At 60.2% G+C, this 24316-nt stretch carries 17 protein-coding genes; 11 read left to right on the forward strand and 6 right to left on the reverse strand.

Features of this window, described 5'->3' with window-relative positions; all coding sequences use genetic code 11:
• Positions 1-265: 265 nt before the first annotated feature.
• Together nadC and OKC40_RS07985 are read right to left on the reverse strand one after the other, a co-directional pair.
• Complete coding sequence (gene nadC / locus OKC40_RS07980) at positions 266-1129, reverse strand: carboxylating nicotinate-nucleotide diphosphorylase (protein WP_270794731.1); 864 nt, start codon at positions 1127-1129, stop codon at positions 266-268.
• Positions 1130-1132: 3 nt separating this feature from the next.
• Positions 1133-1603 carry a retropepsin-like aspartic protease family protein gene (locus OKC40_RS07985; RefSeq protein WP_163127637.1) on the reverse strand — a complete coding sequence of 157 codons (471 nt, stop codon included), beginning with the start codon at positions 1601-1603 and terminating at the stop codon, positions 1133-1135.
• Positions 1604-1733: 130 nt separating this feature from the next.
• Here OKC40_RS07985 and ampD point away from each other — a divergent pair, with 130 nt between their 5' ends.
• From ampD to lpdA, 5 genes are all read left to right on the forward strand, one after another.
• Positions 1734-2309, forward strand: coding sequence for a 1,6-anhydro-N-acetylmuramyl-L-alanine amidase AmpD (gene ampD / locus OKC40_RS07990; RefSeq protein ID WP_270794732.1), 576 nt, complete (start codon positions 1734-1736; stop codon positions 2307-2309).
• 278 nt (positions 2310-2587) lie between these two features.
• Entirely contained in the window at positions 2588-3352 is a 765-nt protein-coding gene (gene pdhR / locus OKC40_RS07995) for a pyruvate dehydrogenase complex transcriptional repressor PdhR (protein WP_058053405.1), read from the forward strand.
• Between the two features lie 79 nt (positions 3353-3431).
• Complete coding sequence (aceE, locus tag OKC40_RS08000; RefSeq protein WP_042655688.1) at positions 3432-6092, forward strand: pyruvate dehydrogenase (acetyl-transferring), homodimeric type; 2661 nt, start codon at positions 3432-3434, stop codon at positions 6090-6092.
• A gap of 113 nt (positions 6093-6205) precedes the next feature.
• Positions 6206-8095, forward strand: coding sequence for a pyruvate dehydrogenase complex dihydrolipoyllysine-residue acetyltransferase (gene aceF, locus OKC40_RS08005; protein ID WP_270794735.1), 1890 nt, complete (start codon positions 6206-6208; stop codon positions 8093-8095).
• A gap of 161 nt (positions 8096-8256) precedes the next feature.
• A complete protein-coding gene (lpdA, locus tag OKC40_RS08010; RefSeq protein ID WP_139406703.1) occupies positions 8257-9684 on the forward strand; it encodes a dihydrolipoyl dehydrogenase in 1428 nt (475 codons plus the stop codon).
• A gap of 71 nt (positions 9685-9755) precedes the next feature.
• Here the strand turns inward: lpdA and OKC40_RS08015 are convergent, their stop codons facing one another.
• Together OKC40_RS08015 and OKC40_RS08020 are read right to left on the reverse strand one after the other, a co-directional pair.
• Positions 9756-9935 carry a hypothetical protein gene (locus tag OKC40_RS08015; protein WP_270794737.1) on the reverse strand — a complete coding sequence of 60 codons (180 nt, stop codon included), beginning with the start codon at positions 9933-9935 and terminating at the stop codon, positions 9756-9758.
• 145 nt (positions 9936-10080) lie between these two features.
• Positions 10081-11991 carry a methyl-accepting chemotaxis protein gene (locus tag OKC40_RS08020; protein WP_270794739.1) on the reverse strand — a complete coding sequence of 637 codons (1911 nt, stop codon included), beginning with the start codon at positions 11989-11991 and terminating at the stop codon, positions 10081-10083.
• A gap of 235 nt (positions 11992-12226) precedes the next feature.
• Here OKC40_RS08020 and OKC40_RS08025 point away from each other — a divergent pair, with 235 nt between their 5' ends.
• The 3 genes from OKC40_RS08025 (at position 12227) to OKC40_RS08035 (ending at position 19165) form a co-directional block, all read left to right on the forward strand.
• The gene (locus OKC40_RS08025) at positions 12227-14482 is read left to right on the forward strand and encodes a patatin-like phospholipase family protein (RefSeq protein WP_270794741.1); all 2256 of its coding nucleotides are present in this window, start codon (positions 12227-12229) and stop codon (positions 14480-14482) included.
• Between the two features lie 229 nt (positions 14483-14711).
• A complete protein-coding gene (gene acnB / locus OKC40_RS08030) occupies positions 14712-17309 on the forward strand; it encodes a bifunctional aconitate hydratase 2/2-methylisocitrate dehydratase (protein WP_270794742.1) in 2598 nt (865 codons plus the stop codon).
• Positions 17310-17593: 284 nt separating this feature from the next.
• Complete coding sequence (locus OKC40_RS08035; RefSeq protein ID WP_270794744.1) at positions 17594-19165, forward strand: EAL domain-containing protein; 1572 nt, start codon at positions 17594-17596, stop codon at positions 19163-19165.
• Positions 19166-19272: 107 nt separating this feature from the next.
• Here the strand turns inward: OKC40_RS08035 and OKC40_RS08040 are convergent, their stop codons facing one another.
• The gene (locus tag OKC40_RS08040; RefSeq protein WP_270794746.1) at positions 19273-20022 is read right to left on the reverse strand and encodes a 3-oxoacyl-ACP reductase family protein; all 750 of its coding nucleotides are present in this window, start codon (positions 20020-20022) and stop codon (positions 19273-19275) included.
• Positions 20023-20198: 176 nt separating this feature from the next.
• Between OKC40_RS08040 and OKC40_RS08045 the strand changes: the two genes are divergently transcribed.
• Positions 20199-21122, forward strand: coding sequence for a LysR family transcriptional regulator (locus OKC40_RS08045; RefSeq protein WP_270794747.1), 924 nt, complete (start codon positions 20199-20201; stop codon positions 21120-21122).
• Positions 21123-21193: 71 nt separating this feature from the next.
• Here OKC40_RS08045 and OKC40_RS08050 read toward each other — a convergent pair whose 3' ends face one another.
• Complete coding sequence (locus tag OKC40_RS08050; RefSeq protein WP_270794748.1) at positions 21194-22105, reverse strand: LysR family transcriptional regulator; 912 nt, start codon at positions 22103-22105, stop codon at positions 21194-21196.
• 77 nt (positions 22106-22182) lie between these two features.
• On the opposite strand from OKC40_RS08050, the gene OKC40_RS08055 reads away from it, so the two are divergent.
• Positions 22183-22800 carry a LysE family translocator gene (locus tag OKC40_RS08055; RefSeq protein ID WP_270794749.1) on the forward strand — a complete coding sequence of 206 codons (618 nt, stop codon included), beginning with the start codon at positions 22183-22185 and terminating at the stop codon, positions 22798-22800.
• Positions 22801-22917: 117 nt separating this feature from the next.
• Entirely contained in the window at positions 22918-24312 is a 1395-nt protein-coding gene (locus tag OKC40_RS08060; protein ID WP_270794750.1) for a D-arabinono-1,4-lactone oxidase, read from the forward strand.
• Positions 24313-24316: the final 4 nt, after the last annotated feature.

Raw genomic sequence — 24316 nt, forward strand, 5'->3', positions numbered from 1 at the left:
TCCGCACGTCAGTATCTTATCCGAGCTGTCATGGGTGGCAACAGAGATTGCTGCCTTTGTTAACCACTTTTCTATCATTTACCAAAAACATGATATAAATCATAAAATAAGAGGCTTCTAACGACTCTTTTTTATGGGGGGAGGCGGGTCCGTCATCACACTCCTTTGCCGAGGGATCCTGCTTAAAGAAAAGGCGCCTATGGCGCCTTTTGCAAGTTGTTTATCCGGTTATATCGAGTGTTTGCTCAAGCCTATGGGGGGAATCTCACTGCTGGATAAAGCGCATGGAGAGATCGAGCGCCCGTACATGCTTGGTGAGCGCCCCGACAGAGATAAAATCGACGCCGGTGGCGGCAAATTCGGCCAGAGTATCCAGCGTCACATTGCCGGAGACTTCCAGCTTGGCGCGGCCCTGATTGATGGCGACGGCTTCGCGCATCATGGTCACGTCGAAGTTGTCGAGCATCACGATATCGGCGTGTGCCGCCAGCGCCTGTTCCAGCTCTGCCAGCGATTCGACCTCCACCTCGACCGGCTTGCCCGGATTGAGACGGCGAGCCTCATTAATCGCTTCGGCAATGCCGCCACAGGCGAGGATATGGTTCTCTTTGATGAGGTAAGCGTCGTAGAGGCCGATGCGGTGATTCTTGCCACCGCCGCAGGTGACCGCGTACTTCTGGGCGGTGCGCAGCCCTGGGATGGTCTTGCGGGTGTCGAGCAGACGGCAGTCGGTGCCTTCCAGTTCAGCCACATAGCGGGCGGTGAGGGTGGCGACGCCGGAGAGGGTCTGGACAAAGTTCAGCGCATTGCGCTCGCCGGTCAGCAGCAGGCGGGCAGGGCCATGGAGGCGGAACAGCTCCTGATTGGGGGAGAGCACTTCCCCATCCTGCACCTTCCACTCCACCTTCACCTCGCCGCCGAGTTGTACGAACACTTCGTCTACCCAGGGCTGGCCGCAGAACACACCGGCTTCGCGGGTGATAACCCGGGCGCTGGCCATCCGGTCGGCCGGGATCAGCTGGGCGGTGATATCGGCGCTGGCGTCCGGTTGGTCCAGCGTGGTGAGGGCATCGCCCAGATCTTCGAGTAGTGCGGCGCGCACGGCGCGGCTGACATTCTGTTGAAACATGCCTTATTCCTGCAAGGGTCTGAGCAGCAGTTGCCGCTCCTTTTGAACCAGCTCCAGCCGACCGAGGGCGTTCATGCCAACCAGCACTTCGTCACCGTCTGCCGCCGGATTGATAAAGATCGCCAGATCGTACAAGGTCAATGGCCCCATCGCCAGCGTTTCGATGGTGCCGTTGCCGACCCGGATCTGCCCCGCGGCGGTATTGACCTGGCTGCTGCCATGCGCCGTCAGGCCGAGCCGCTCGGCAACCTGCTGCGGGATGGTGATGCGGGTGGCGCCGGTATCGAGCAGCAGTTGCACCGGCTGACCGTTGATGGCACCCTCCAGACGATAGTGGCCGCTCTGGTCGGCCCGCAGCAATAGCTCGCCGCTGGCGGTGACGCCCGGTTGCGAGCGGGAGTGGAAGTAGAGGGTCAGCAGGCCCATCAGAGAGAGCCAGGCCAGTAACCACATCCAGCGTGCCGTGTGCTGCATAACCCATCCATATCGAGCGAAAGATGACTCAGCCTAACATACCATTTCCCGTTGATTCAGTGAGTTGGTGCTGGCTTGTCCATTACATCTCTTCATCTTTTCGCCATTAATCAGCCAACTCGAGTAGCCGATGACTCAACTCGCTTCGCAACCTTGCCTTTCTATCGATGCCGCTGGCTGGTGCCAGCAGGCGCGCCGGGTGCCTTCCCCGCATCACAACGAACGGGCCGCGCCGGACGATATCTCCCTGCTGGTGGTGCATGGCATCAGCCTGCCGCCAGGGGAGTTTGGCGGCCCCTTTATCGACGATCTCTTTATGGGGCGGCTCAACCCCGAGGCTCACCCCTATTTTGCCGGTATTCATCAGTTGCGGGTCTCGGCCCACTGCCTGATCCGCCGTGATGGCGAGCTGGTGCAGTATGTGCAGTTCGGCGCGCGCGCCTGGCATGCGGGAGTATCGAGCTGGCAGGGGCGGGAGGCGTGCAATGACTTCTCCATCGGTATCGAGCTGGAAGGAACCGACGAGACCCCCTATACCGAGGCCCAGTACCGGGCGCTGGCGGGGCTCACCCGAGCCATCTCAGAGCGCTATCCGGCCATCACCCATGAAAAAATTGTCGGCCATTGTGACATCGCACCAGGGCGCAAGACGGATCCCGGAGCCAGTTTTCAGTGGGATTACTACCGGCAGCTGCTAAACAGCTAAAGTAATTATTCAAATTTAGTTTGGATTTTAAAATCAATGGCTTGCCGATCTGGCAGGCCATTTTCGCCTCTGGTTGCGCAAATGTTATTTGTGAGCGCCGTCAAGAATATTGGTCAGACCATTTTCTATGAGCTAAATCATGTTTGCCCTGTTTTACCCCTTAAGTGGTGGGGTTGATTCTTGACTCAGATCATCTTTTGGGTGGACTTTTCAAAAGGGCTCTGCTAATTTTCGCCCCATCCATGAAATTGGTAATACCAATTTAACAAAGTAGCCTCATGCCCTATCGCAAGATTACGCAACCCAAGTTGGCCGACTCCATTGTCGCCGAGCTGGAACAGATGATTCTGGAAGGCAGCCTGCAGCCGGGGCAGAAATTGCCTCCCGAGCGGGAACTCGCCATCCAGTTTCAGGTATCGCGCCCCTCTCTGCGCGAAGCCATCCAGCGGCTGGAAGCGCGCGGGTTGCTTTATCGCCGTCAGGGCGGCGGCACTTACGTGCAGAATGCCCTGAGCAAGGGGATGGCCGATCCCCTGTTCGAACTGCTCAGTACCCACCCGGAAGCCCGGTATGACCTGCTGGAGTTTCGCCACGCGCTGGAAGGCATCTGTGCCTACTACGCGGCCTTGCGGGGAACCGGGTCTGATTTCGAGCGCATTCGTCAGGTGCAAACCGCCATCGAAGAGGCGGGCCAGTCGGGCTCGCTGGTGGCCGAATCGGCAGCCGTGACCCAGTTCTATCTGGCGGTGGCCGAGGCGTCCCACAACGTGGTGCTGCTGCACCTGCTGCGGGCCATGAGCCCGATGCTCGAGCAGAACATTCTGCAGAATAACGAGATTTTGAATCGCCGCCCGGGAGTGGTAGCCAAGATACGTCGCCATCGCGCGAATCTGATCGAGGCTATTCTTTCGGGGGCTCCGGAGCGGGCCAGAACAGCTTGTCATGAGCATCTGGCCTTTATCGAGGACACCTTGTTGGATATGCAGAGGGAAGACAGCCGGATCCAGCGATCCATGCGTCGGATCCGTCAGCAGGAAAACTAATCCCACAAGGCTTTATTGTCGAATGCTTGCGCCTTTCGCCGTGCAATGCCGTGCAATCACAACAAAATAGGAACCAGCCATGTCTGATATCCTGAAGAACGATGTGGACCCGATAGAAACGCTGGAGTGGCTTGCCTCTCTGGAATCCCTGCTGCGTGAAGAGGGTCCGCAACGCGCTCAGTTCATCCTTGAACAGTTGGCCGAGAAAGCCCGCGTAAGCGGTGTGGACGTGGCTGCCAAGGCAAATCGCGATTACATCAACACCATCCCGTCCAGCGACGAGCCGGACTACCCGGGCGACCTGGAGATGGAGCGCCGCATTCGCGCCATCATCCGCTGGAACGCCATGATGATCGTGCTGCGCGCGTCCAAGAAAGACCTGGACCTGGGTGGTCACATGTCTTCCTTCGCTTCTTCTGCGACCATCTATGATGTCTGCTTCAACCACTTCTTCCGTGCTCGCAACGAGAAGGATGGTGGCGATCTGGTTTACTTCCAGGGTCACATCTCCCCGGGCATCTATGCTCGCGCCTTCGCTGAAGGTCGTCTGACCGAAGAGCAGCTGGACAACTTCCGTCAGGAAGTGGACGGCAAGGGTATCCCTTCCTATCCGCACCCGAAACTGATGCCGGACTTCTGGCAGTTCCCGACCGTTTCCATGGGTCTGGGCCCCATCGCCGCCATCTATCAGGCTCGCTTCCTGAAGTACCTGACCGACCGTGGTATCAAGGATTGCTCCGAGCAGACCGTTTACGCCTTCCTGGGTGACGGCGAGATGGATGAGCCGGAAGCCAAAGGTGCCCTGACCGTTGCCGTGCGTGAAAAGCTCGACAACCTGGTGTTCGTGGTCAACTGCAACCTGCAGCGTCTGGATGGTCCGGTTGTCGGTAACGGCAAGGTCATCAACGAGCTGGAAGGCCTGTTCGCTGGCGCCGGCTGGGATGTCACCAAGGTCATCTGGGGTCGCAAGTGGGATGAGCTGCTGAAGAAAGACACTTCAGGCAAGCTGATCCAGCTGATGAACGAGACCGTGGACGGTGACTACCAGACCATGAAGTCCCGCGACGGTGGCTACATCCGCGAGCACTTCTTCAACCGTTATCCGGAAACTGCCGCGCTGGTCAAAGATATGACCGACGAGGAAATTTTCGCCCTGAACCGCGGTGGTCACGATCCTCGCAAACTGTTCGCGGCGTTCAACAAGGCGACCCAGACCAAGGGCAAGCCGACCGTTATTCTGGCCAAGACCATCAAGGGTTACGGCATGGGTGAAGCGGCTGAAGGCAAGAACATCGCTCACCAGGTCAAGAAGATGGAGCTGGACTCCGTGCGTCACCTGCGTGACCGCTTCAACCTGCCGGTGGCCGACGAGCAGCTGGCCGATCTGCCTTACCTGAAGATCGAAGCCGGTTCTGCCGAGCACAAATACCTGCACGACCGTCGCGCTGCCCTGAAAGGCTATCTGCCGACCCGTCTGCGCGAAAGCACCACCAAGCTGGAAATCCCGGCACTGGATGCCTTCGGCCCGCTGCTGGGTGAGCAGGCGCGCGAAATCTCCACCACCATGGCGTTCGTGCGTTCCCTGAACGTGATGCTGAAAGACAAGTCCATCGGCAAGCGCATCGTGCCGATCCTGGCTGACGAAGCCCGTACCTTCGGTATGGAAGGTCTGTTCCGCCAGATCGGTATCTACAGCCCGCACGGTCAGCAGTACACCCCGCAAGACCGCGACATCGTCTCCTACTACAAGGAAGACAAGCAGGGTCAGGTTCTGCAAGACGGTATCAACGAGCTGGGCGCCATGTCCTCCTGGCTGGCTGCTGCGACCTCTTACAGCACCAACGATTGCCCGATGATCCCGTTCTACATCTACTACTCCATGTTCGGCTTCCAGCGGATTGGCGACATGGCGTGGGCAGCCGGTGACCAGCAAGCCCGTGGCTTCCTGCTGGGTGCGACCTCCGGTCGTACTACCCTGAACGGCGAAGGTCTGCAGCACGAAGATGGTCACAGCCACATCCTGGCGAACACCATCCCGAACTGCATCTCCTACGACCCGTCCTACGCCTATGAAGTGGCGGTGATCGTACAGGACGGCCTGCGCCGCATGTACGGTGAGAACCCGGAGAACGTGTTCTACTACATCACCACCCTGAACGAGAACTATGCCATGCCGGCCATGCCGGAAGGCGCCGAGGAAGGCATCCGCAAGGGTATCTACAAGCTGGAATCCGTAGCCGGTGCCAAGGCGAAAGTTCAGCTGCTGGGTTGTGGTTCCATCCTGGGTCACGTGCGTACTGCCGCCCAGATCCTGGCCAGCGAGTACGGTATCGGTTCCGATGTGTTCAGCGTCACCTCCTTCAACGAACTGGCCCGTGACGGTCAGGACGCCGATCGCTGGAACATGCTGCACCCGACCTCTGAGGCGCGTGTTCCCTACATCGCTCAGGTACTGGGTTCCGAAGCCACCATCGCTGCGACCGACTACATGAAGTCCTTCGCCGATCAGGTTCGCGCCTTCGTTCCGACCGAGAACTACCGCGTGCTGGGTACCGATGGTTACGGCCGTTCCGACAGCCGTGCCAACCTGCGTCGTCACTTCGAAGTGAACGAATTCTACGTGGTGGTTGCTGCCCTGACCGAACTGGCCAAGCGCGGCGAAATCGACAAGCAGGTTGTGGCCGACGCTATCGCCAAGTACGGCATCGATGCCGACAAGGTCAACCCGCTGTACGCGTAAGAGGATCAAGTGTCGTGCCGGGACTTGCTGCCCGGTACGACCTTGCAAAGGTTAACGCGAGAGACGCGTGACAGCAGTCGGTCACGCGGATGCACGCAAGAGGATAAAGCACAATGTCCAAACAGATTATGGTGCCGGATATCGGCGCCGATGAAGTTGAAGTCACCGAGATCATGGTGGCCGTGGGTGACAAGGTCGAGCTGGACCAGTCCATCATCGCGGTAGAAGGCGACAAGGCTTCCATGGAAGTACCGGCCCCGTCCGCCGGTATCGTCAAAGAGATCCTGATCAAGGTGGGCGACAAGGTTGCCACCGGTTCCCAGATCATGATCTTCGAAGCCGAAGGCGCTGCCGCCCCTGCTGAAGTGGCTGCACCGGTTGCTGCTGCTCCGGCCGCCGCACCTGCCGCTGCCGTGCGCAAAGATGTGCACGTGCCGGACATCGGTGACGACGAAGTGGACGTGACTGAAATCATGGTTGCCGTGGGCGACATGGTGGAAGCCGACCAGTCCATCATCGCCGTGGAAGGTGACAAGGCCTCCATGGAAGTACCGGCACCGTTCGCCGGTCGCGTGGTCGAAATCAAGGTTGCCGCTGGCGCCAAGGTCTCTACCGGCTCTCTGGTGATGGTGTTTGAAGTGGCTGCTGGCGCTGCGCCTGCTGCCGTTGCTGCTCCGGCTCAAGCCGCCGCTCCTGTGGCTGCTGCCCCGGTTGCCGCTGCTGCCAAAGAGGTCAATGTACCGGATATCGGTGGTGACGAAGTGGAAGTCACCGAGATCATGGTTGCCGTGGGTGACAAGGTTGAAGCCGACCAGTCCCTGATCGCCGTGGAAGGTGACAAGGCCTCCATGGAAGTACCTGCCCCGTTCGCCGGTGTGGTCAAAGAGATCAAGGTGAAGGCGGGTGACAAGGTCTCCACCGGTTCCCTGATCATGGTATTCGAAGTGGCTGGCGCTGCCCCTGCCGCCGCGCCGGTTGCTCAAGCTGCCGCTCCGGTCGCTGCAGCCCCTGTTGCCGCTGCTCCGGCACCGGTTGCCCAGGCCGCTGCCGCTGCGACCGATTTCGTAGCCAACGACGCTTACGTGCACGCTTCCCCGGCAGTACGCCGTCTGGCGCGCGAGTTTGGCGTCAACCTGGCCAAGGTAAAAGCCTCCGGTCGCAAGGGCCGCATCGTCAAAGAAGACGTGCAAGCCTATGTGAAGGATGCCATCAAGCGCGCCGAGTCTGCACCGGCTGCCGGTACCGGCACTGGCAACGGCATGAGCGTGCTGGCGTGGCCGAAGGTCGATTTCAGCAAGTTCGGTGATGTGGAAGAAGTCGATCTGACCCGCATCCAGAAGATCTCCGGTCCGAACCTGCACCGCAACTGGGTCATGATCCCTCATGTCACCCAGTTCGACGAAGCCGATACCACCGAGCTGGAAGCGTTCCGCAAAGAGCAGAACGCGATGCTCGAGAAGCAGAAGTCGGACGTGAAGATCACCCCGCTGGTGTTCATCCTGAAAGCGGCCGCCAAGGCGCTGGAAGCTCACCCGCGCTTCTGCAGCTCCCTGTCCGAAGATGGCAGCAAGCTGATCATGAAGAAGTACATCCACATCGGTGTGGCGGTGGATACCCCCAACGGTCTGGTTGTGCCCGTGGTGCGCGATGTTAACAAGAAGGGCATCATGGAGCTGTCTCGCGATCTGGCCGAGATCTCCAAGAAGGCTCGTGCCGGCAAGCTGACCGCTGCCGACATGCAGGGCGGTTGCTTCACCATCTCCAGCCTGGGTGGCATCGGCGGTACCAGCTTTACCCCGATCGTCAACGCGCCGGAAGTGGCCATCCTCGGTGTCTCCAAATCCGAGATGAAGCCGAAGTGGAACGGCAAAGAGTTCGCGCCGCGCCTGATGCTGCCGCTGGCTCTGAGCTACGACCACCGCGTGATCGATGGTGCCGATGGAGCTCGCTTCATCACCACCATGAACGGCGTGCTGTCCGACATTCGTCGACTGGTCCTGTAAGTGAGAGGGCGGGCCCAGAGCCAGCCCTTTTTACTTCTCATTTCATTAACATGATCGTAAACTTGCCCCGTTTTTTCACGGCTGCAGCCGCCTTGTTTTACAACGAAAAGAAGGCATAAGACTGCGCTGTCCGGGGATATAAGAACGACAAAGAGGTCATGATGAGTAAAGAAATCAAAACCCAGGTCGTAGTACTGGGTGCTGGCCCTGCCGGTTATTCCGCTGCTTTCCGTGCAGCCGATCTGGGTCTGGATACTATTATCGTCGAGCGTTACTCCACCCTGGGTGGCGTCTGTCTGAACGTGGGCTGCATCCCCTCCAAGGCGCTGCTGCACGTCGCCAAAGTGATTGAAGAAGCCAAGGCGCTGGCCGAGCACGGCATCGTCTTCGGCGAACCCAAGACCGACATCGACAAGATCCGTCTGTGGAAAGAGAAGGTCATCAACCAGCTGACCGGCGGTCTGGCTGGCATGGCCAAGATGCGTAAAGTTCAGGTTGTTAACGGCTTCGGTAAATTTACCGGCCCGAACACCCTGGAAGTGACCGGCGAAGACGGCAAGACCACCGTTACCTTCGACAACGCCATCATCGCCGCCGGCTCCCGTCCGGTGAAGCTGCCGTTCATCCCCCACGATGACCCGCGCGTATGGGACTCTACCGATGCGCTGGAGCTGACAACCGTGCCTGGCAAACTGCTGGTTATCGGTGGCGGCATCATCGGTCTGGAGATGGGTACCGTTTACTCCTCTCTGGGTTCCGAGATCGACGTGGTGGAATTTGCCGACCAGCTGGTTCCGGCTGCCGACAAAGACATCGTCAAGATTTACACCAAGCGCGTGGCCAAGAAATTCAACATCATGCTGGAGACCAAGGTCACCGCAGTTGAAGCCCGTGAAGACGGCCTGTACGTCTCCTACGAAGGCAAGCACGCCCCGGCCGAGCCGGTTCGTTACGACAACGTGCTGGTTGCCGTAGGTCGTGTGCCGAACGGCAAGATGCTGGATGCCGAGAAGGCTGGCGTTGCCGTGACCGAGCGCGGTTTCATCGAGGTGGACAAGCAGCTGCGTACCAACGTGGCGCACATCCACGCCATCGGTGACATCGTGGGTCAGCCGATGCTGGCGCACAAAGGTGTGCATGAAGGTCACGTTGCCGCCGAAGTGATCGCTGGCAAGAAGCACTACTTCGACCCGAAAGTGATCCCGTCCATCGCCTACACCGAGCCAGAGATGGCATGGGTCGGTCTGACCGAGAAAGAGGCCAAGCAACAAGGTCTGAACTTTGAAGTCGCCACCTTCCCGTGGGCTGCTTCCGGTCGCGCCATTGCCTCTGATTGCTCCGACGGCATGACCAAGCTGATCTTCGACAAGGAGAGCGGCCGCGTTATCGGTGGTGCCATCGTCGGTACCAACGGCGGTGAACTGCTGGGTGAAATCGGTCTGGCCATCGAGATGGGTGCTGACGCCGAAGATATCGCGCTGACCATCCACGCTCACCCGACTCTGCACGAGTCTGTGGGTCTGGCTGCCGAAGTGTTCGAAGGCTCCATCACCGACCTGCCGAACGCCAAGGCCAAGAAGAAAAAGTAATTTTCTTCTCCGCTTGGATGAAAAAGCCGCTCGAATGAGCGGCTTTTTGCTATCTGGCCTTCGGAGTCCGGTTAGCAGCGCCCCTTCTTGGCCTGCCCCGGCGGGCAGAAGGTGCCATAGCCACCACTGCCGTCACTGACCCGGATCCGGGTATCGTCCACGCTGACATCCGCCCCGTGTACCCGCACCGGCCCGTTGCTGCAGGCGCCGAGCACGCCCCCCAGCAATATCATTACGATCAGCTTGCCCATAACTCCTCCTCATATTTCCCTGATTATGAGGCATTTCGAGAGCCGCATAACGGCGTTTGAATGGCCGTGCGTCACCGTTTGCCGTGGCTATGACAGAGGGCGCCGCAGCGCCCTCTGGTGAGTCTTCAGGAGTGGGATGACAAGACTACAGACGGAAGTTGCCGACCAGCTTGTCAAGTTGACCGGAGAGCTGCTGCAGGCTGCGGCTGGATTCGGTCAGCTGGTGGGCGATGTCGGCGGTCTCCATGGTGAGCTGGTTGATATCCTCCACGTTGCGGTTGATCTCGCCGACCACGCTCGACTGCTCCTCGGTGGCGGTGGCGACCTGGATATTCATGTCGTTGATCTGGGTGATATGGGCGGTGATCTGGCCGAGGGCAGCGTTGGCCTCATCGGCCTGGTTCACCACCTCCAGACTCTGGTTACGCCCCTGCGCCATGGCGCTGACGGCGCGGGCACTCTGCTCCTGCAAGCGGTTGATCATCCCCTGGATCTCGGCGGTTGAGGCGGCGGAGCGGTTGGCCAGATTGCGCACCTCATCCGCTACCACGGCGAAGCCGCGACCCTGTTCACCGGCGCGAGCGGCCTCGATGGCGGCGTTCAGTGCCAGCAGGTTGGTCTGCTCCGAGATGCTGCGGATGGTTTCGAGGATGCTGCCGATGGAGTCGGTCTGGCTCGCCAGCGATTCTATGACCCCGGCCACCTGCTCAATCTCGCCGGAGAGGCCGACGATGCCGTGGCGCGCCTGCGCCACCACCACTGCCCCCGCATCGGCCTGATCGTTGGCCTGTCTGGCTACTTCGGCTGCCAGCGAAGCGTTACCGGCGATCTCGCTCACCGTGGCACCCATCTCGTGGATGGCCGTTGCCACCTGCACGGTGCGGTCACGCTGGGCGGTACAGTTGTGCTGGGTCAGCTGCGCCTTGTTGGCCACCTCGTTGGCGGTGTCGGCGAGCTGGCGGGAGTTCTCTGCCACCTGCTCGATGGAGCCGTGGATCTTGGCGACGAAGTTGTTGAAGCCGGTGGCGACCTGACTCAGTTCGTCACGCCCCTCCACCTTGAGGCGCTGGGTGAGATCCCCATCGCCGCTGCCCAGCTCCTTGAACAGGCGAGCCAGCTCGTTGAGCGGACGGCTGACCGAGCCTGCCAGCAGCATCCCCATCAGCCCCATGGCCAGCGCAATCACCAGCGAGATCATCAGGATCTCGTTGCGGGTCTGATCCAGCTCGGCATAGATCTCGGCTTGCGGCACCTGGGCCACCAGATACCAGTCGAGCAACGGGATATAGCTGCTGGCCAGTACCATGGGCTCGCCATTCACCTCGGCGTTGATGACGGCAAAGGGGCGTTTGGCCAGCAGGCTGCCGGTATCACCGCTGGCGATGCCGCCCAGGGTATCGCGTTCGATACGGTTGGCCTCGGGGTGCAGCTTCACCTTGCCGCTGCCATCGACCATAAAGACGATGCCGCTCTCTTCCAGCCGGAAGTTGGCGACCATTGTCACCATGGTGTCGAGGGATTTGGCAAAGCCCGCCAGCCCGCGCCCGTTGAGCTGCTGGAAGTTGACGAACAGCTTCACCTCGCCGTTGCTCTCGCGGAAGATGCTGAGGGTCATCTCCTTCTGGCTCTTGGTGTAGTGATAGAACCAGGCATCTTGCGTGGGGGTCAGGTTGCGCAGAAAGCCATCTTGGTTGTAGTAGGCGGCGGTCTGGCGATCGGCGAAGGAGGCGGTCACTAGACCATACTGGTTGGCCACATCCTTGAGCTGGTTGATGAGGATTGGCTCCTGGTCTTTGGGCATGCCCCGATCTACCCAGTCGAGAATGAAGCGGTCGGTGGCCAGTTGACGGGCAGCCTGGGCGATACCGTGGAGATCCTGCTCGATCTCCTTGCTGATCCGTTGGGTCAGGTTGGGCAGCTCCTGTTCGAACATCCGGTTTTCGATCAGCTGCTGGGCCGAGCGTTGACTGAAGTAGCCCACCAGCAGGCAGGAGACGACTACCGCCAGGGTGACCGTAGCCAGTATTTTCTGTTTAAGCGTGAGGGTTGCCAGCATAAAGGTGCTCAAAAGGTTGAGGATTGACGACTCTCATATTAGCGGCAGCGCAGCCCCGCCCATGAGGCTGGTGACCCTTTATTTGTAGATTACGTTTGCGCTCACAGCGGCGGTGACTCGCTCCTCCGGCGTGCAGGCCATTCTGGATGCGGATTGCCGGTTGCGCTAACTGCCCGGCCCCTTATAGTAGAGGCCATCCTTGGTGACTGACCCTCTGAATAATATGGAAAATATGATGCGCAGCTTAGGTGCGGGATGGACCCGTCTGCTTTTGGTGATGCTGGCGGCCTGCCCGCTGCTGGCCATGGCGGCAGCAGGGGAGCGCCCGAAAATTGCGGTAGTGCTCAGCGGCGGCGGCGCCAAGGGGTCGGCCCATATCGGCATTCTCAAGGTGCTGGAGCAGAAACGGATCCCGGTCGACATCATCGTCGGTACCAGCATGGGCTCCTATGTGGCGGGGATGTACGCCATGGGGCTCAGTGCCGAGGAGGTGGAGCGCATGACGCTTGCCATCGACTGGAACAAGGGGTATCAGGACAAGGTCGGTCGTGACGAGCTGTCGCTGCGCAAGAAGCAGCAGAACGAGCAGTATCAGCTGCGCACCGACATCGGGGTGAATGGCGACACCACCCAGCTACCGGACGGTTTCTTTCAGGGCCAATCCATGGCCAGCCTGCTGCGGGGGGCCACCTCCAACCTGCCGGTGCAGGCGAGTTTCGACGATCTGCCGATCCCCTACCGCGCCATGGCGACCGACATGGAGACGGTGACGCCTTTCGTGCTGGATCACGGTAGTCTGGCCAAGGCGATGCAGGCTTCCATGTCGATCCCCGGCGCGCTCAAGCCGGTGGAGTGGGAGGGCCACATCCTGGCGGATGGGGGCAGCGTCAACAACATGCCGGTCGATGTCGCCAAGGCGATGGGGGCCGACGTGGTGATCGCGGTGGATATCAGCGCCAAGTTGCGCACCCGTGAATCCCTCAAGTCAGGGTTGGCGATGATTGACCAACTCACTACCTATATGACCCAGGTCGGCACCGACAAGCAGAAGGCGCTGATGGGGCCCAAGGATATTCTGCTCGCCCCCGAGTTTGGCGATATGGGGATCGCCGACTTTGCCCGCATGCCGGAGGGGATCAAGTTGGGTGAAGCAGCGGCGGACAAGGCGTCGTTGCAACTCGACCGGTTGTCGCTCACCAAGGCGCAGTACAACGCCTATCGCAACCAGAAATTGAGCCGCCGTGCCGAGCGCAGCGGTCAGCCCGCCTACTTCATCGACAAGGTGGAGATCATCAACAAGTCGCGCCTCTCCGACGAGACGGTGCGCGCCATGCTGAAAGTGCGGCCGGACAAGATCCAGACCAACGAGAGCCTGGAGGCGGGTATTCGCCGGCTCTATGCGCTGGAGTCCTTCGACCGCATCACCTATGAGGTGGAGGAGCGCGACGGGGAGAACGTGCTGGTGGTGGATGCCAGCGAGAAGAACTGGGGGCCGGGCTACCTCAACTTCCAGTTCGGCTTCTCCGACGACTTCGAGAATACCTCCAACTACAACGTCGGCATGTCCTATACCCTCACCAACGTCAATGACTGGGGAGCCGAGTGGTTGACCGAGGCTTCGCTCGGCACGGCCAAGCATATCAAGACCGACTTCTATACTCCGCTGGAACCCTCCCAGACCTTCTATGGCGAGGCGAGCCTGGCCTATGACCAGACCCAGAGAAGCCTCTTCAACCCGGATCCGGACGATCCGTTGTTCACCTATCTCGATGCCGAGTACTCCTTCTTCAGCGCCGATCTGGCGGTAGGCTGGAATCGTCAGCCCTGGAGTCGCCTGTCTATGGGGCTGGAAGGGCAGACGGGCAGTATCGAGATCAAGAACGTCAAAGAGCTGCAAGGGGATGCCACGGCATGGGGGCCCTATGCCCGCTTCGAACACGACACCCTGGACAGCAGCTATTTCCCCTACCAGGGGGTCAAATGGGATGTGAAGATGGGCTACTCCCACGTCAATCTGGATGGGGACGGTTTTCAGGCCTCCCGTAGCGAGGGGTGGAACTATCGCCTCTCCATGGTCAAACCCTGGTCCTGGGACAGACACAGCCTCAACCTGATCCTCGAAGGGGGTGGCTCGGGCAGTGAAGAGAGCATCCCGCTCTATATCCAGGATCTGGGGGGGCTGTTCCACCTCTCCGGTTTCCAGCGCTACCAGCTGAGCGGTCGTTACAGCCTGTTTGGCGGCCTGCGCTACATCTATCGGGTGGCAGACAACGACTTCGGCGCCCTCAAGGTGCCGCTCTATCTCGGTGGATCTCTGGAGCAGGGCGGCGTCTGGAACAAGGGGGCGGATATCAGTCTGGATAGCTCGTTTACCGCCGGTTCTGTGTATGTCGGGGTGGAGAGCTTCCTCGGCCCGGTGTTCCTCGGCTACGGCATGGCGGAGGGGGGCAATGACGTCTTTTATCTGCAACTGGGCAGTACGTTCGAATAATGCCGAATTGATGCCAATTTGTTAACTCTGGTTGAGGGTGGTCAATTAATTTTCAAAAAATGCCAGTCTGTTTAATTGGTTACGATTTTGTGGTGAATAAGTAAACAGGGTTTGGATTTTAATTAGTCGTTAAAACTTATATAGTGGGGAGCACCCTACGGGGTGTCCCGCAAGGACGATCGCCGCGAGCCTGGGCGAACCCCAAAAAAAGACCAAAGAGGAATTAGTCGTGCTTGAAACATACCGTAAACACGTCGCAGAACGTGCCGCCGAGGGCGTGGTTGCCAAACCTCTGGATGCAGAGCAGGTCGCCGCCCTGGTCGAACTGCTCAAGAACCCGCCCGCTGGTGAAGAAGATTTTCTGAAAGAGCTGTTGTCCTCCCGTATTCCCCCCGGTGTTGATGAAGCGGCCTATGTCAAAGCCGGTTTCCTCACCGCTGTCGCCAAGGGCGAAGCCCACTCTCCCATCCTGACTGCCGCGCAAGCCGTCGAGCTACTGGGCACCATGCAGGGTGGTTACAACATTCAACCGCTGATCGACCTGCTGGACGATGCGACTTTGGCCCCGCTTGCCGCCAAGGGGCTCTCCCACACCCTGCTGATGTTTGACTCCTTCCACGATGTGGAAGAGAAGGCCAAGGCGGGCAATGCCCACGCCAAGCAGGTGATGCAATCCTGGGCTGATGCCGAGTGGTTCCTCTCGCGCCCGGAGCTGGCCGAGAAGATCACCGTCACCGTGTTCAAGGTGACCGGCGAAACCAACACCGACGACCTCTCTCCGGCGCCGGACGCCTGGTCCCGCCCGGACATTCCGCTGCACGCCCTGGCGATGCTGAAAAACGCCCGTCCCGGTATCACCCCCGACAAGGATGGCGCCGTCGGCCCCATCAAGACCATCGATGCCCTGAAAGAGAAGGGCTTCCCGCTGGCGTATGTCGGCGACGTGGTCGGTACCGGCTCTTCCCGTAAATCTGCCACCAACTCGGTGCTCTGGTTCATGGGCGATGACATTCCGTTCGTGCCGAACAAGCGCGCTGGCGGTGTCTGTCTGGGTGGCAAGATTGCCCCGATCTTCTTCAACACCATGGAAGATGCCGGCGCCCTGCCCATTGAAGTTGACGTTTCCAAGCTGGAAATGGGCGATGTGATCGACATCTACCCGTTTGCCGGCAAGATCTGCAAGCACGGTACCGAGCAGGTGCTGGCGCAGTTTGAACTGAAAACCGACGTGCTGATCGACGAAGTGCGCGCCGGTGGCCGTATCCCGCTGATCATCGGTCGCGGCCTGACTGACAAGGCCCGCGAAGCGCTGGGTCTGCCGTTCTCCACCGTGTTCCGTCGCCCGCAGCCGGTGGCCGATACTCGCAAGGGCTTCACCCTGGCCCAGAAGATGGTGGGCAAGGCGTGTGGCGTGCAGGGCATTCGCCCCGGCACCTACTGCGAGCCCAAGATGACCACGGTCGGCTCCCAAGACACCACGGGCCCGATGACCCGTGACGAGCTCAAAGATCTGGCCTGCCTCGGCTTCTCTGCCGATCTGACCATGCAGTCCTTCTGCCACACCGCGGCCTATCCCAAGCCCATCGACGTACAGACCCACCACACTCTGCCGGATTTCATCATGAACCGTGGCGGCGTGAGCTTGCGTCCGGGTGACGGTGTCATCCACTCCTGGCTGAACCGCATGCTGCTGCCGGATACCGTGGGTACTGGTGGTGACTCCCACACCCGTTTCCCCATCGGCATCTCCTTCCCTGCGGGCTCCGGTCTGGTGGCTTTCGCCGCCGCCACCGGCGTGATGCCGCTGGACATGCCGGAATCCGTGCTGGTGCGCTTCAAGGGCGATCTGCAACCGGGCATCACCCTGCGTGATCTGGTTCATGCCATCCCCTATGCCGCCATCCAGAAAGGGCTGCTGACCGTCGAGAAAGCGGGCAAGAAGAACATCTTCTCCGGCCGCATCCTCGAAATTGAAGGTCTGCCGACCCTGAAAGTGGAGCAGGCGTTCGAGCTGGCTGATGCCAGCGCCGAGCGTTCCGCTGCCGGTTGCACCATCAAGCTGGATAAAGAGCCGATCATCGAGTATCTGAAGTCCAACATCGTGATGCTGAAATGGATGCTCTCCGAAGGCTACGGCGACGTGCGCACCATTACCCGTCGTATCAAGGGGATGGAAGAGTGGCTGGCCAACCCGACCCTGCTGGAAGCAGACAAGGATGCCGAATACGCCGAAATCATCGAGATCGATCTGGCCTCCATCAAGGAGCCGATCCTCTGTGCGCCGAACGATCCGGACGATGCCCGTCTGCTGAGCGACGTGGCTGGCGACAAGATCGACGAGGTGTTCATTGGCTCCTGCATGACCAACATCGGCCACTTCCGCGCAGCCGGCAAACTGCTCGAGAAGTATCAGGGCGAGCTGCCGACCCGCATGTGGATTGCGCCGCCCACCAAGATGGACAAGGATCAGCTGACCGAAGAGGGCTACTACGGCATCTTCGGCCGGGTCGGTGCTCGGATCGAGATCCCGGGCTGTTCGCTGTGCATGGGTAACCAGGCACGGGTAGCGGAAGGGGCCTCTGTGGTCTCCACTTCCACCCGTAACTTCCCGAACCGTCTAGGTAAAGGTGCCAACGTCTATCTGGCCTCTGCGGAGCTGGCTGCGGTTGCCGCCATTCTCGGCAAGATCCCGACCGTGGCCGAGTACCTGCAATACGCCAAGGCGCTCGATGCCACTGCGGCAGATACCTACCGCTACCTCAACTTCAACGAGATTGCCTCCTACACCAAGAAGGCCGATGCTGTGATCCTGCAGCAAGCTGTGTAACTGAGTTATTGCGCATTTGACGCAATAAAAAGCCAATAATGCCGCGTATCTACGCGGCATTATTCATTTATGTGCTCTTCATTGATTTTTTTTGGGGATGGTTTGCACGATCTTTGCTAGAGAGATCCAACCACTTGTCAGGTGGTTCGTTTTATAAACGCTTTGCGTTATGTTGTACGGCTATATGAGCGGTAATGATGAGGCATCGTTATCGAGGGAAAGTGGATATCTGTTCACTGGGTGCTTGCGTTGGGCAGGCCTGACGAATTGCGGCGTGGTTCTTTATGTTTTTGTTCAGGATCGATCTTTCCCGAACCCGGTTACGCTTCGGCGGCGCCTTGCTGGTCTTCGTCCTGCCACTGCTGGCGGGCGGCTGGATCATCCACAGCAACTATATGCAGGATCTGAAAGCGGACTCCAGTGCCTCGGCCCACAAGGCCAGAACCCTGCTGGAGGCGATGCTGGATCATGCGGAGCAGGCCAATCGCTCGGTATTGCCACTGGTCAATGCGCCCTGTGACGAGAACCTGCTGGTATTGCGCAAAAAGGTGGCCATCGAGCCCTTTCTGCGTTCGGTCAATCTGGTGCGCGACGGCATCATCAGCTGTACCTCCCTGTTCGGCGCGGTGAGTGATGCCGATGACAGGTCGATCTATACCGGCAACAAGCTGTTGCTGATGAGTGGCAATCGGGTGCGGCAGAATCACCCGTTGATAGTGGTGCGAACCGAACAGGGCAGGAATGCTGCATTGAGCGCCATCGACAGCACCCAGCTCAGCTTCATGCTCTCTCTGAGTGGCAAGTCCAGCGCCCTCTATCTGCAGGTGGGGTCAGCCTGGCTCGACGCGTCGGGTCGCTATCTCAATGAAGCGCCCACCCTGCATCGCAGAACCAGTCTCGCCCTCGGCTCATCCCATTATCCTTTCACCATTCACGCCGGTTATGCCATGCCGGTCTACTGGAAGTCGCTGTGGGACGCCAGGCATCAGGCGTTGCTGTGGCTGGCCGCAACCTCTACGCTGCTGGCCTGGCTGGTATGGTGGGTGCTGGGGCGCCCCGGTTCGCCAACGGATGAGCTGCGACGCGCCTTGCGAGCCAAGGAGTTTGTTCCCTATCTGCAGCCGCTGATTGCCAGCCACGATGGCAAGATGATGGGGGCAGAGGTGCTGATGCGTTGGCAACATGCCAATGAAGGGGTGATCCGGCCCGACCTCTTTATCCCGCAAGCGGAAGAGTCGGGACTGATCGTCCCCATGACCACCCATATCATGAAGCTGGTAGCTACACGGTTGAATCGGGTTCAGGCGCAGTTGCCCGACGGGTTTCATATCAGCTTCAACATCAGCGCCGCCCATTGCCACGATTTTGCCCTGCTGGCCGAGTGCCGCGCCTTCCTCGGCCACTTCCTCCCCGGCAAGGTGGTACTGGTGCTGGAGCTGACCGAACGGGAGCTGCTGATGTCAGATCCCCAGACCCTCTCCCTGTTCCGCCAGCTGGACGAGATGGGGGTCAAACTCGCCATCGACGACTTTGGTACCGGCCACTCCAGCCTGGCTTACCTGCAGCAGTTTCATGTGGATTACCTCAAGATCGACAAATCCTTTATCGCCCGCATCGGTACCGAGTCGCTCTCGGAACATATCGTGGACAACGTGATCGACCTGGCCACCCGACTCGGACTGGCGCTGGTGGCGGAAGGGGTGGAGACCGAACGTCAGGCTGACTACCTCAGGGCCAAGGGGGTCGATTATCTGCAGGGCTACCTGTTTGCCCGCCCGATGCCGTTGCGCCAGTTTTGCGAGGAGCTGCTGGCGCAGGAGGCCTCGCCAGTCGAGGGGAGGCTTGAGCCAGCCTGAATCCGCCTTGCCACTGTGGCAGCACTGCGACCTGTGCCGCCGCAACTCGCCCTGTTATCAAGCCCCGGCAAGCGCAGGGGCTTTTTTGTGTAGCCTAAAACCAAGGGTCAGGCAGAGAAACCGCCATCAATAGTCAGGCTGGCGCCGGTGATATAGCCCGCTTCGGGCCCTGCCAGATAGGCGACGAAGCTGGCGATCTCCTCATCCTTGCCGTAACGGGCCAGCGCTATCATCCCCTTGAGCTGCGCCGCAGATTCCCCGTCAGCCGGGTTCATATCGGTATCGACCGGGCCTGGCTGCACGTTATTCACCGTGATGCCCTTCGGGCCCAGATCCCGAGCCATGCCCTTGGTCAAGCCGACCAGTGCCGATTTGCTCATGGCGTAGACAGCCCCTCCTGCCATGGGGATGCGATCGGCATTGGTGCTGCCGATGTTGATGATGCGCCCCCCAGTACCCATATGATGGGCCGCCTCCTGACAGGCCACGAACACGCTGCGGATGTTGACCGCCAGGGTGCGATCGAGGGCATCCAGGGTCAGCTCTTCAATGTGGCCCCAGACCAGCACCCCGGCGTTGTTCACCAGGATGTCCAATCGACCAAAGGTAGTGACGGTTTGGCGGATGGCGTGCTGTACGGCCACGGCATCTGCGCTGTCGGCCCGGATGGCCAGCGCCTTTCCGCCAGCGGCTGTGATGGTCGCGACTATCTCCTCTGCCTTGCTGGTCGAGGAAACGTAGGTGAAGGCCACGGCGGCACCGTCGCGAGCGAGGCGTTTTACAATGGCGGCGCCAATGCCGCGCGAACCACCTTGTACGAAGGCAACTTGTCCACTGAGGGGTTTAACGGTCAACATCTGGTCTCTCCTGTCTGGTGATAAAACAACGTCTGAGCGAGTCGGGAACTCAAGGCTCTCTGGGTCAACCCAAGCCAGGGATGGCGTTGAATGAACCTGTTTACAGTGTGATTGATTCCTTGGGATTGATTAAGTAGCTATTATTCCAATCTCTATTTCCCTCAAGGACCGAGTCGATGGCAGAGCAGGACCCTTTTCTGAGCGTCAGACACTTTGTCGCCGTGGCGCAGGCGGGCAGTTTTACCGCCGCCGCATTGGCGTTGGGGCTGACTGGTTCGGCGTTGAGCAAGAGCATAGTGCGGCTTGAGGCGCGACTGGGGGTCAAGCTGTTGCACAGAACAACCCGTCGGGTGAGCCTGACCCTGGAGGGGGAGGCATATCTGGCCAGCTGTCTCCAGGCCATCCAGGTGCTGGAGGAGACGGAACAGAGCTTTGCATCGGGAAAACAGAGCCCGTCGGGGCGCGTGCGCATCGATCTGCCCGCTGCGTTTGGCCGCAGGCATGTGCTGCCGATCCTGCTGGAACTGGCGGGCAAGCATCCACAGCTGGATCTGTCGGTGAGCTTCAACGAGCGCAAGGTTGATCTCATTGAGGCCAACATCGATCTGGTGGTGCGGATTGGTGCGCTGGAAGATCAGGCCGATCTCGTTGCTCGCCGCTTGGGGGAGCAGCAGCTGGTCATCTGCGGGGCGCCCGCCTATCTGGCACGGCGTGGGGTTCCCCTGACCCCGGATGAGTTGTCACGGCACGATTGCATCATCGACTGGCGCTCTGGACATCGTCATAGCTGGCTGCTCCGCAACGGGGCGGGGAAAATGGAAGATTACGATATCCCGGTACGCTACGAGATGGGGGATGGCGAAGCCGTACGAGCAGCGGCGCTGGCTGGTCTTGGGCTGGTTCAGGTACCGACCTGGCTGGTCAGGGAGCAGCTGGACGCGGGAGCGCTGGTCTGTGTGCTCAATGACCAGTCTGGTGGCGAGATGCCGATCAATGTTATCTGGGCCAGGAGTCAGCATATGCCGCTCAAGGTGCGTATCGTGGTCGATGCCTTGTTGCAGGCGGCTCAAGAGCATGGCAGTGGTTTTCGGGCCCGCTGAATCTGTGTCGTCACTGTCCAGCGGCCACATGCGAGGCAGGGACGCTGGTGGGGCCCGCGAGGTGTCGTGACCTATTTGCTCAGGGATTGCAGCCAGTTCGCCAGCTTTTCATGGGGGCTGCCGGGAATGGGCGGCGCGGGGGCGAGCAGGTGATAGCCGGTGCCATCCGGGATGAATCCTAGCGGGGCTGCCAGCAGGCCGGCGGCGACATCGTCGCACACCAGCCGGTAGGGGCCGATGGCGACGCCAAGGCCCGCCACGGCGGCCTGCAGGCTGAAGTAAAAGTGTTCGAAGGTCTGGGTCGGCGCCTCATCGCTTGTACTCTGTCCGGCCTGTTCCTGCCAGCTTTGCCAGGCGGCGGGACGGGTCTTGGTGTGCAGGCGGGGGGCAGAGGGGCGCAGCGCTGGCAGATCTCCTTGTGGCTCGAAAAACTGCGCCACCTTGCCCGGCTGACAGACTGGCCCTGTCTGCTCCTCAAACAGCAGCTGGCTGTAAAGGTCATCAGGCCAGTGAAAGTCGTTGCGCCGAATGGCGAGGTCTATGCCGTTGCCAAAGCTGAGGGCGCCACCGCCCGCCATCAGATGCACGTCCAGCTCGGGGTGCAGGGCTTGAAAGGCGGGCCAGCGCGGGATCAGCCAGCGCATCAGCAGGGTGGGTTCGCAGGAGATGACCAGCGACTGGGGGCGACTTTGTTGGCGCAGTGACTGTGCGGTCTGGCGGATGCCACCTAAACCCTCTCTGACAGCCTGATAGAGCCGCTCGCCCGCCTCGGTCAGAAAAACCCTGCGCTGGCGCCGTTCGAACAGCATGACCCCCAGATCCTCTTCAAGCAGGCGTACAGCACGGCTGACGGCACCGTGGGTGAGGTGCAGCTCATCGGCGGCGCGGCTGAAGTGCTCGGTGCGGGCCGCCACCTCGAAACAGCGCAGTGCCGTCAGGGAGGGGAGGGAGAGGTCTTTCTGTGAGTTATTATCACCATTCATGTCAGAAGTTATCGTTCGTTATTGGTGTTGATGCCAAATAAAATAGCCGATATCTCTCTGCATCAGGACTCTTTTTCATGACCGAACTGTTAGCCGTAGTGGCCATTACCTTCTTTGCTGTCATCAGCCCGGGGCCCGATTTTGCCATGGTGTCGCGCAACAGCCTGCTGCTCTCCCGTCGCACCGGCGTGCTGACGGCGCTCGGCATAGCCGCCGGGGTCTGTGTTCATGTGACCTACACCCTGCTCGGGGTGGGCCTGCTGATCCAGCAGTCGCTCTGGTTGTTCAACCTCATCAAGCTGGCGGGGGCCGCCTACCTGATCTTCCTCGGCATCAAAATGCTGCGCGCCAAACCGGCGACAGATGAGGTGCTGGCCGAGCAGCCCGTCCTCTCCAGCCTGGGGGCACTGCGTACCGGTTTTCTGACCAATGTGCTCAACCCCAAGACCACCATCTTCATCGTCAGCCTGTTTATGCAGGTGGTGCAGCCGCAGACGTCGCTGGCGGTTCAGCTCGGTTATGGCGCCTTCATCGTGCTGGCCCACGCCGTCTGGTTCAGCGCAGTGGCGATCTTCTTCTCCACCGACTCGGTGCGGGGTCGGCTGTTGGCGGTGCGCCACTGGATCGATCGGGTGTTTGGCGGGCTGCTGGTCGGATTCGGCATGCTGCTGGCATTGACCCAGCAATCGCGCTGAGGGAGTGGGGGAGTCATCCCCCTTATCCATCCCCGACTGTAGGGGCTTGTTTTCCATGCCTTGTGACTCGCTTTTCGGTAGAATTGCCGCTCATTTAGAAGTCAGATGAGGCGCGGTATGACGGTTCAGTTCCAGGCATTTCACAGCATCAAGGCGATCGGTAATCGGGAGGTGCTGTTCAACTGGTCGAGAACCAATCCCCTCGGGGCGCTGGATCAGGTGTGGCGCCCGAAAACCCGCGACGAGCTGCAAGCGCTGCTGCGGGAACATCCCGAGCGCAAGCTGCGCCTTATCGGCTCCGGACTCTCTTTTGAACCCATTCACAGCGTCTATGCCGAGGGCAGTCAGGCGCTGCTGGTGGACTTGCACCACCTGCGCGGCCAGCTGGCGAATACTGCCGATACCGTGACCTATCAGGCGGGGACGCCGCTCGATACCGTCTATGCCGAGCTGATCGCCATGGAGCGGATGCTGCCCGCATCTCCCGGCGTTATCGGTATCCAGACCCTGGGTGGCGCCCTCAGCACCGGCACCCACGGTCAGGGGCTGCATCAGTCAGCCTTGTGCGATGCGGTAGAGGCGATGACGGTGATGCTGGCCAATGGCGACATCATCCGGGTGGATCGCACCGACCCACGCTTCGGTGCCTTCGTGATGGGGATGGGGATGCTCGGCATCCTGCTCGACGTCACCCTGCGCACTGTCCCGAATCGCATCATGCGCTGTACCAAGTTCACCACCGACTACCCCTTCCTCTTGGAGCACAACGAGCGGCTCAATCGCGAGCACGGCTTTGTGAAGAGCTGGTGGTTTGCCTGGACCGGCGAGAGCCACATCTGGCTGGTGGATCCCGCCTCCGATGACGAGGTGGCCCGCTACCGTGCTGGCGGCAGCGAGCCGCTGCTGCTGGAGGGCGATATCGACGCCCGCATGAACGCCACTATTGATGCCACCCTGCAGAAGATGGCGAAAGATACCAAGGATGAGGCGCTGGCCGGCGAGCACTTCGAGACGGTGCGCCGCTTCAAGGATGCCTCCGATCTGGTGGGCAACGTCTACCAGATCCTCTGCAAAGGGATCCCGGCGCCCCAGATCAACTGTGAAGTGGCGGTGCCGCTCCATCGCATGAACGAGGCGCTGGAGACCTTGCAAGCGTGGCAGCAGGCCAATCCGGGCGTGCTGCACTACCCCTTTATCCTGCGTTGTACCGGCCCTTCCGAGGCCTGGCTCAGCGCCGCTTATGGCCAGCCGGTCTGCTGGATCGGTTTTCTGGTCTATCTGGCGGCGGACGGCACCTTCGTCAACGGCTCCATGGAGCAGATGCGCGAGCTGCAGCAACTGCTGGTGCCGCTCGGTGGCATTCCCCACTTCGGCAAACATCTGGCGATGGATCTCTACGACTTCCCGGCCCTGCTGCCGCGCTGGAACGACTTCGTGGCGTTGAAAGCCGAGCTCGACCCCCATGGCCGCTTTGAAAACCGCTGGCTCAGCGACCTGTTTGCCAACCGGTAAGGAC

It is taken from the genome of Aeromonas sp. QDB11, assembly GCF_027705265.1.
Lineage (GTDB): Bacteria > Pseudomonadota > Gammaproteobacteria > Enterobacterales > Aeromonadaceae > Aeromonas > Aeromonas allosaccharophila.